The sequence below is a fragment of the Mycobacterium sp. E2462 genome (assembly GCF_001672685.1).
GTDB lineage: Bacteria > Actinomycetota > Actinomycetes > Mycobacteriales > Mycobacteriaceae > Mycobacterium.
Genome location: NZ_LZKC01000195.1, coordinates 1 through 6,769, shown reverse-complemented (window position 1 = coordinate 6,769; position 6,769 = coordinate 1). Strand labels below are relative to the sequence as shown.

General features: G+C 69.7%; 7 protein-coding genes and 1 pseudogene. 5 read left to right on the top strand and 3 right to left on the bottom strand.

What is annotated here, in order from left to right:
• The coding region (gene crtI / locus A5714_RS09810; RefSeq protein WP_156747253.1) for a phytoene desaturase family protein at window positions 1–738 on the bottom strand (738 nt) is incomplete at its 3' end.
• Between the two features lie 27 nt (window positions 739–765).
• The gene (locus tag A5714_RS09805) at window positions 766–1,866 is read right to left on the bottom strand and encodes a polyprenyl synthetase family protein (protein ID WP_082959661.1); all 1,101 of its coding nucleotides are present in this window, start codon (window positions 1,864–1,866) and stop codon (window positions 766–768) included.
• Between the two features lie 295 nt (window positions 1,867–2,161).
• On the opposite strand from A5714_RS09805, the gene A5714_RS09800 reads away from it, so the two are divergent.
• Window positions 2,162–2,650 (top strand): MarR family winged helix-turn-helix transcriptional regulator, encoded by a 489-nt coding sequence (locus A5714_RS09800; protein WP_068284854.1) that lies wholly within the window; start codon window positions 2,162–2,164, stop codon window positions 2,648–2,650.
• A gap of 21 nt (window positions 2,651–2,671) precedes the next feature.
• Here A5714_RS09800 and A5714_RS09795 read toward each other — a convergent pair whose 3' ends face one another.
• Window positions 2,672–3,160 carry an STAS domain-containing protein gene (locus A5714_RS09795; RefSeq protein ID WP_082959660.1) on the bottom strand — a complete coding sequence of 163 codons (489 nt, stop codon included), beginning with the start codon at window positions 3,158–3,160 and terminating at the stop codon, window positions 2,672–2,674.
• Between the two features lie 690 nt (window positions 3,161–3,850).
• Here A5714_RS09795 and A5714_RS09790 point away from each other — a divergent pair.
• The 4 genes and pseudogenes from A5714_RS09790 to A5714_RS26030 form a co-directional block, all read left to right on the top strand.
• The gene (locus A5714_RS09790) at window positions 3,851–4,885 is read left to right on the top strand and encodes a sulfate ABC transporter substrate-binding protein (protein WP_068284853.1); all 1,035 of its coding nucleotides are present in this window, start codon (window positions 3,851–3,853) and stop codon (window positions 4,883–4,885) included.
• Window positions 4,882–5,784: a sulfate ABC transporter permease subunit CysT gene (gene cysT, locus A5714_RS09785; RefSeq protein ID WP_082959659.1), complete on the top strand. Its 903-nt coding sequence runs from the start codon at window positions 4,882–4,884 to the stop codon at window positions 5,782–5,784. Before A5714_RS09790 ends, cysT begins: the two co-directional genes overlap by 4 nt.
• Window positions 5,781–6,599, top strand: coding sequence for a sulfate ABC transporter permease subunit CysW (gene cysW / locus A5714_RS09780; RefSeq protein WP_068284850.1), 819 nt, complete (start codon window positions 5,781–5,783; stop codon window positions 6,597–6,599). The genes cysT and cysW overlap by 4 nt, the downstream gene beginning before the upstream one ends.
• 25 nt (window positions 6,600–6,624) lie before the next feature.
• Window positions 6,625–6,769 (top strand): annotated as a pseudogene (locus A5714_RS26030) (sulfate ABC transporter ATP-binding protein); the annotation flags it as partial.

The following is a 6,769-nucleotide window of genomic DNA, read 5'->3' as shown; positions in this document are numbered from 1 at the left end:
CCGCACGCCCGCGTCGGCGGCGGCCGCCGCCAGCGCATCCGGCAGCGCGCGCACGCCGCCGCGCGGAAACACCACGCCCGCAATGGTGTCCATGTAGGCGATGACCGCGTAGACCGCCAGCGCGTCCTGCGGCGCCACCCCCGCATACAGCGATTGGAAGGTGAATACCCGCTGCAGCCTCGGGTCGCTGAGGTAACGCTTGACCATCCGGTCCCACTTGCGGAAGCCGCCGATGGCGGCCAGCCGCGCGAGTTGCGGCGTGAGCAGCGACAGTGGCGAATCGAAATTCGCGGCGATGAAGCCGTCGAATTCGATGCGGTACAGCCGCGTCAGCCATTCGCGCAACTTGCGATAGCCCGCTGCCTGCCCGAAGCCAGCGAACTCTTCGACGGCGGCCGTCATCCGGTCCGCGTCGCTGTGGACGTCCAGCGCGCTGCCGTCGGAGAACGTGGCGCGGTAGGCCGGGTCGAGGTGTAGCAGCTCGAGCCGGTCCGACCGCGTCTCGCCGACGGCGGCGAAGGTGTCGTCGATGATGTCCGGCATCGTCAGCACCGTCGGCCCGGTGTCGATCCGGTAGCCGTCGATGTCGAGCCTTCCGGCCCGCCCGCCCGGCCATGGATACCGCTCGACCACCGTGACCGCGCGTCCTCGCCCGGCCAGGTGCAACGCCGCGGCCAGGCCGGCCAGCCCGGCGCCGATCACCACCACGTGATCGCCGCGCCCCTTGACGGTTCGCATGCTAGAGAGCTCCCCACGTCGTAACGGTCATTCGGCGCGATCCGTGCAGGCAGCCGCCATTGCGCCCAGCGCGGCGCGGACGGGCTCGTCGATGGCCAGGTCGTTCACCAGGTCGCGGGCCGCTGCGACACGATCGCCGATCATCTCCTCAATCAGCTGAACAGCTCCGGTCGCCACAATCAAGGCCTGCCACCGATTGATCGCCTCGTCGTCGAGGGTGTCGCGCTCGATCAAGGTCGTCAGCTCGCGCCGGGTCGCCGGGTCGGCCAGCTGATGCGCGGCCACCACGACGCTGGTGGCCTTGCGTTCCAGCAGGTCACCGCCGCACGGCTTGCCGGTGGCGGCGGGGGAGCCGAAGACGCCGAGCACGTCGTCGCGCAGCTGGAAGGCCTCGCCGACGGCCGCGCCGTAGCGGCCCAACCGCGCCAGCGTGGCGTCGTCGCACCCGGCCAGCGCGGCACCGATTTCCAGCGGGCGGCGCACCGTGTAGTTGCCCGATTTGCGCCGCGCCACGTCCAGCACCGTCTCGAGCTCGGGCATGTTCCGCACATCGCTGGTCAGGTCCGCGAACTGGCCCACGGCCAGCTCGGTGCGCATGGCGTCATAGCGGGCCCACACCCCCGCCAGGCGATCCGGCGCGATTCCGCTTTCCCGCAACATCTGTTCGGCCCAGATCAGGCACAGGTCGCCGAGCAGCACCGCCGACGATTCCCCGAATCGCTGCGACGACCCGGACAGCCCGCGGTCGCGGTGCCATTGCGCGAACCGCAGATGCGCGGCCGGGCGGCCCCGCCGTTGCGGGGAGGAGTCCATAACGTCGTCCTGTAACAGGGCGAAGGCATGCATGAGCTCGAGGCTGGCCGCGGCGCGCAGGGCAGCGGCGCTGGCGGGCGCGCCGCACAGCCAGCCCAGATAAAGGAAGGTGGACCGCAAACATTTACCGCCGGAGACGAAGTCCGCCAGGATCTCCGCGGTGGCGTCGACGCGGGTGGCGTCGAGCTCCGCGCAGCGGCGGTCGACGAACTGGGCCAGCTCGCCAAGCACGCTACGCCGGACGTCGGACCGCCAGGCGTCGAAGTCATCCGGCCGTAGCGTCGCCGCGACGGGCGACTGTAAAGACACTCTCATCGCGCGCAAGCTCCCTCCCGGACGGCTTGGCATGATCAGCCCGCAACCGGCCCAACACTCGCGGTCATACCCGCTGCTCAGCGGCCAAAACAGACGTCGGCCCCGCACCGGCTACGAACCGCCCCCTGTCCGCCGTGTCCGGCACGCCAAGCCTACGTTCAATAACTTAAAGATTAATTTAATGAACATCTTCGCCGTGCGCCACCCGGGGTCGGCCCGCCGCGGCGGCCGTTTCAAGAATTTAAACATTAACTAACTGAATAGAACGGGTCGTCGGGGATATGCTGCCACCGTTATGAACGCCGACGAGCAGCGCGCCGCCCTGGAGTCGCTCATCTCGGCCGACCTGCGGGAGCTGTCCACCGAATCCGATCAGATCGGCCGGCTGTTCGCGGCGTCACACAGTATGCGCGCCAACGATTTTCGTGCGCTGCTCTACATCATGGTGGCCGAAACGGCGGGGCGACCGATGACCTCGGGGGACCTGAGCCAGCAAATGGGCATGTCCGGTTCGGCGATCACCTATCTGGTGGACCGGCTGATCGACTCCGGACACATCCACCGCGACAACCATCCCGGCGACCGGCGCAAGGTGGTGCTGCGCCACGGCGAGTCGGGGTTAGCGACCGCCCGCTTGTTCTTCGGTCCGCTCGGTACTCACACCCGATTGGCCCTCGCCGACGTGCCCGACGAGGAACTCCGCGCCGCCCACCGCGTGCTGGGCGCGCTGATGTCGGCGATGCGCGGCTTCCGGGCCGAGCTGGGCGAGGCGCCGAAAGCCTAGCCGCTCAAGGAATTCGGTGGTTCACGCTGTGGCGGCCGGGCGCACCGGCCGGCGGCGCCCGACGAGGTCGGACAGGGCCTGACGGCGCGCCTGGAGAACGTCGTCAATGGTCTGCAACGCCTCGGCCACCGACTCCGACAGCGCCAGGCCATTGTCCGGCACGATGCGCAGCAGCGGCCGCAGCGCCGGCCCGGGCACCACGCTGCAGTGCACGCGGGCGGCGCGCAGGTCGGCATTGAGCGCCAGCAGCGCGCGGAACCCGTCGACCCCGACGAAGCTCAACTGGCTGAGGTCGAGGATCAGCGGCGATTTCAACCCGGCGAAACGGGTCAGGGCCTGCGCGACGTCGCGGGCGTTCGCCGCGTCGAGTTGGCCGTCGACGCGTACGACCGTGGCGAGGCTGCGCGCGTAGGCGTAGAGGCGGGCGCGGGACAACTCGGCGAGAGGGTGCTGACCCCGCGGCCGGGGCTGGGCCAGCGGGTGAAGTTCGGAATGCGCAGTGGCGGTCATAGACGGAGCCCATCGAGAGAGTTCGAGAAGGGGAGGCAGCTGTGGACTCAACCTGAACGCAGCGTAGCCCCGGAAATCGTCCGCCCAGCGCCGGTCACGGCGGATTTTCGTTTTCTGGCGGGCGGCATGCGCGTGGCCGACGCTCGCGGCCGCCGGCCGCTTTGCCTCAACGTGACTTTTACGCCGGTGCGCCGCTGCTGGGTCACACGGCGCGTTCGCGCACCTCGATCGGCGGTGCCGGGCCCGGCGCGCTGCACGCCGCGCGCGGCGTTGCGTGCCGGCCCCGCCACGCCCCCGGCCCGCGCGCCGCGACTGCCCTCACGCTGTGCGTTTCGGGGTGCGGTCGCCTCGGGTGGCGCAGAGATCGGCGTGCGTTGCTGGGCTCCCGCCGCCAGTGGCTGTGACGCGCGTCCCCCGCGGCACCGTTCCACCCGGATAGCGCGGCACCGGTTGCGGCGAAACGGTGGCTGGCAGACCGCTCGTCGCGCCGGCCGCGACGCCCGGCGGCCCCCCGCGACCGCTGTTAGGCTTCCCGCCATGCCCGTGGCGTCGGATGTTTGCTCCGCCCTCGCGCTGTGTTGTCGCCGCTGACGTTGTGCAGCGGCCCGGTGCATCGGTGACCGGTCCCGGCGCGTCCGTCGCCCGACCGCGGCACCGGAATTCCCCAGCAGCCCTCCCGGAAGGCCACCTATGTTCAGCACCGGCAACGCGCCGCGCTGGCGGACGGCCGTCGCGCTGACCGTCGTCGCCGCGTCCGCCGTGGCGTGTCACGCCGGCGCCAGCGACGCCGTGGGCGGCGGCGGCCTGACCGATGGGAACACGAAGATCACCCTGGTCGCCTACTCCGTCCCGGAACCGGGCTGGAGCAAGGTGATTCCGGCGTTCAATGCCTCGGAGGAAGGCCGCAGCGTGCAGGTGATCGCCTCCTACGCCGCCTCGGCCGACCAGTCGCGCGGCGTCGTCGAGGGCAAACCCGCCGACCGGGTCAACTTCTCCGTCGAGCCCGACATCACCCGACTGGTGAAGGCCGGCAAGGTGTCCGCCGACTGGGATAAGGACGACACCAAGGGGATCCCGTTCGGTTCGGTGGTGACGCTGGTGGTCCGCAAGGGCAATCCGAAGAACATCAGGGACTGGGACGACCTGCTGCGCCCGGGTATCGAGGTGGTCACGCCGAGCCCGCTGAGTTCGGGCTCGGCCAAGTGGAACCTGTTGGCGCCGTATGCCGCCAAGAGCGGCGGCGGCGCGGACAGCCGCGCCGGCATCGACTACATCACCAAGCTGGTGCGCGAGCACGTGAAACTGCGGCCGGGGTCCGGGCGGATCGCGACCGACGTCTTCGTGGAGGGCAGCGGCGACGTGCTGATCAGTTACGAGAACGAGGCCATCGCCGCCGAGCGCCAAGGCAAGGCCGTCGAACACCTCATCCCGTCACAGACCTTCAAGATCGAGAACCCGGTGGCCGTCGTGATCACCAGCCCGCACCTCGAGGCGGCGGTCGCGTTCAAGAACTTCCAGTACACGGCGGCGGCGCAAAAGGTATGGGCGCAGGCCGGTTTCCGGCCCACCGACCCGGCGGTGGCCGCGCGGTTCCGCGACCAGTATCCGGTGCCGGTCAAGCTGTGGACCATCGACGATTTGGGGGGTTGGAGCGCGGCCGACCCGCAGCTGTTCGACAAGAACACCGGCAGCATCACCACGATTTACAAGCAGGCCACGGGATGACGCGCTCGGTGGACGAGCGCGCGGCGGTGCCGGCGCTGCGGGCCGAGGTCGATGACCCCGGCGAGCCGCTCGCACCGCCGCCCACCGTGATCCCGGCGACGGCGGGCCGGCCGGGCGCCACGTCGCTGCGGGTCGGCGTGACGATGCTCTGGCTGTCGGTGATCGTCCTGCTGCCGTTGTCGGCCATCGCCTGGCAGGCGGGCGGCGGTGGCTGGCAAGCCTTTTGGCTCGCAATCACCTCGCACGCCGCGGTGGAATCGTTTCGGGTCACGCTGACCGTCTCCGTCGTGGTCACCGTGTTCAACGTGGTGTTCGGCCTCGCGACGGCGTGGGTGTTGGTGCGCGACGACTTCGTCGGCAAGGGTTTCATCGACGCCGTCATCGACTTGCCGTTCGCGCTGCCGACCATCGTGACCAGCCTGGTGATGCTGGCCCTGTACGGCAAGAACAGCCCGGTCGGTGTGCACCTGCAGCACACCCCGCCGGGGGTTGCGATGGCGCTGGCGTTCGTCACCCTGCCGTTGGTGGTGCGCGCTGTCCAGCCGGTGCTGCTCGAGGTCGACCGCGAGATCGAGGAGGCCGCCGCGTCGCTGGGCGCCACCGGCACCAAGGTCTTCACCTCGATCGTGTTGCCGTCCCTGACGCCGGCGTTGCTCACCGGCGCGGGTTTGGCGTTCTCGCGCTGCATCGGCGAGTTCGGCTCGGTGGTGACGATCGGCGGCGCCGTCCCGGGCCGGACCGAGGTGTCGTCGCAGTGGATCCGCGCCCTCATCGAAAACGACGACCGGACCGGTGCCGCCGCCATTTCAATTGTGCTGCTGGCGATCTCGTTCAGCGTGTTGAGCCTGTTGCGCGTGGTCGGCGGTCGGCGGGCCAAACGTGAGGAGAAGGCGTCGTGACCCCGGTGCCCTGGGCCCGCTACACCACCCGGTCGGTGGTGCTGGCCTACATCGGCGTCATGCTCCTCGCGCCGGTCGCGGTCATCTTGTGGCGCACGTTCGCGCCCGGCCTGGGCCAGTTCGTCGATTGGATCACCACCCCGGCGGCGGAGTCGGCGCTGTACCTGTCGCTGCTGGTGGTCGCCGTCGTCGTGCCCCTCAACGTGGTGTTCGGGGTTTTCACGTCGTTATTGTTGGCCCGCAGCAGGTTTCGCGGCAAGGGGGTGCTGCAGGCGATCGTCGACCTGCCGTTCGCGGTGTCTCCCATCATCGTGGGCGTCGCCCTGATTCTGCTGTGGGGGTCGGCCGGGGCGCTGGGCTTCGTCGAGAACGACCTCGGGTGGCGGATCATCTTCGGTGTCCCCGGCATCGTGCTCGCCAGCATCTTCGTCACGCTGCCGTTCGTGGTGCGTGAGGTGCAACCGGTGCTCGTCGAGGTGGGCACCGAGCAGGAGCAGGCCGCCGCGACGCTGGGTTCGAATGCGTGGCAGACCTTTTGGCGGATCACGCTGCCGTCCATCCGGTGGGGCCTGACCTACGGCATCGTGTTGACCACCGCCCGCACGCTCGGGGAGTTCGGCGCGGTCATCATGGTCTCGTCCAACCTGCCGGGCGAATCGCAAACCCTCACCCTGCTGGTCAACGACCGCTACAACCGCGGCGCCGAATACGGCGCCTACGCGCTGTCGACGTTGCTGATGGGCGTCGCCGTCGCGTTCCTCGTCGTCAAGACCATCCTGCTCGTTCGCCGGGCGCGGGCGAGGGCCCACGCCTGAGAAGTCCGCGAAAGGGACCACCGACATGACCGACAACCCGCCCGAGCCCGACGCGATCACGGTGCGCGACGCCTACAAGCACTACGGCGATTTCGTCGCGCTGGACCACGTCGACTTCACGGTGCCCACCGGCTCGTTGACGGCGCTGCTGGGCCCCAGCGGCTCGGGCA

Excerpts from the sequence above, each read along its gene's own strand:
- A5714_RS09805 (WP_082959661.1), bottom strand. The coding sequence starts at position 1,866 with ATGAGAGTGTCTTTACAGTCGCCCGTCGCGGCGACGCTACGGCCGGAT.
- A5714_RS09800 (WP_068284854.1), top strand. The coding sequence starts at position 2,162 with ATGAACGCCGACGAGCAGCGCGCCGCCCTGGAGTCGCTCATCTCGGCC.
- A5714_RS09795 (WP_082959660.1), bottom strand. The coding sequence starts at position 3,160 with ATGACCGCCACTGCGCATTCCGAACTTCACCCGCTGGCCCAGCCCCGG.
- A5714_RS09790 (WP_068284853.1), top strand. The coding sequence starts at position 3,851 with ATGTTCAGCACCGGCAACGCGCCGCGCTGGCGGACGGCCGTCGCGCTG.
- cysT (WP_082959659.1), top strand. The coding sequence starts at position 4,882 with ATGACGCGCTCGGTGGACGAGCGCGCGGCGGTGCCGGCGCTGCGGGCC.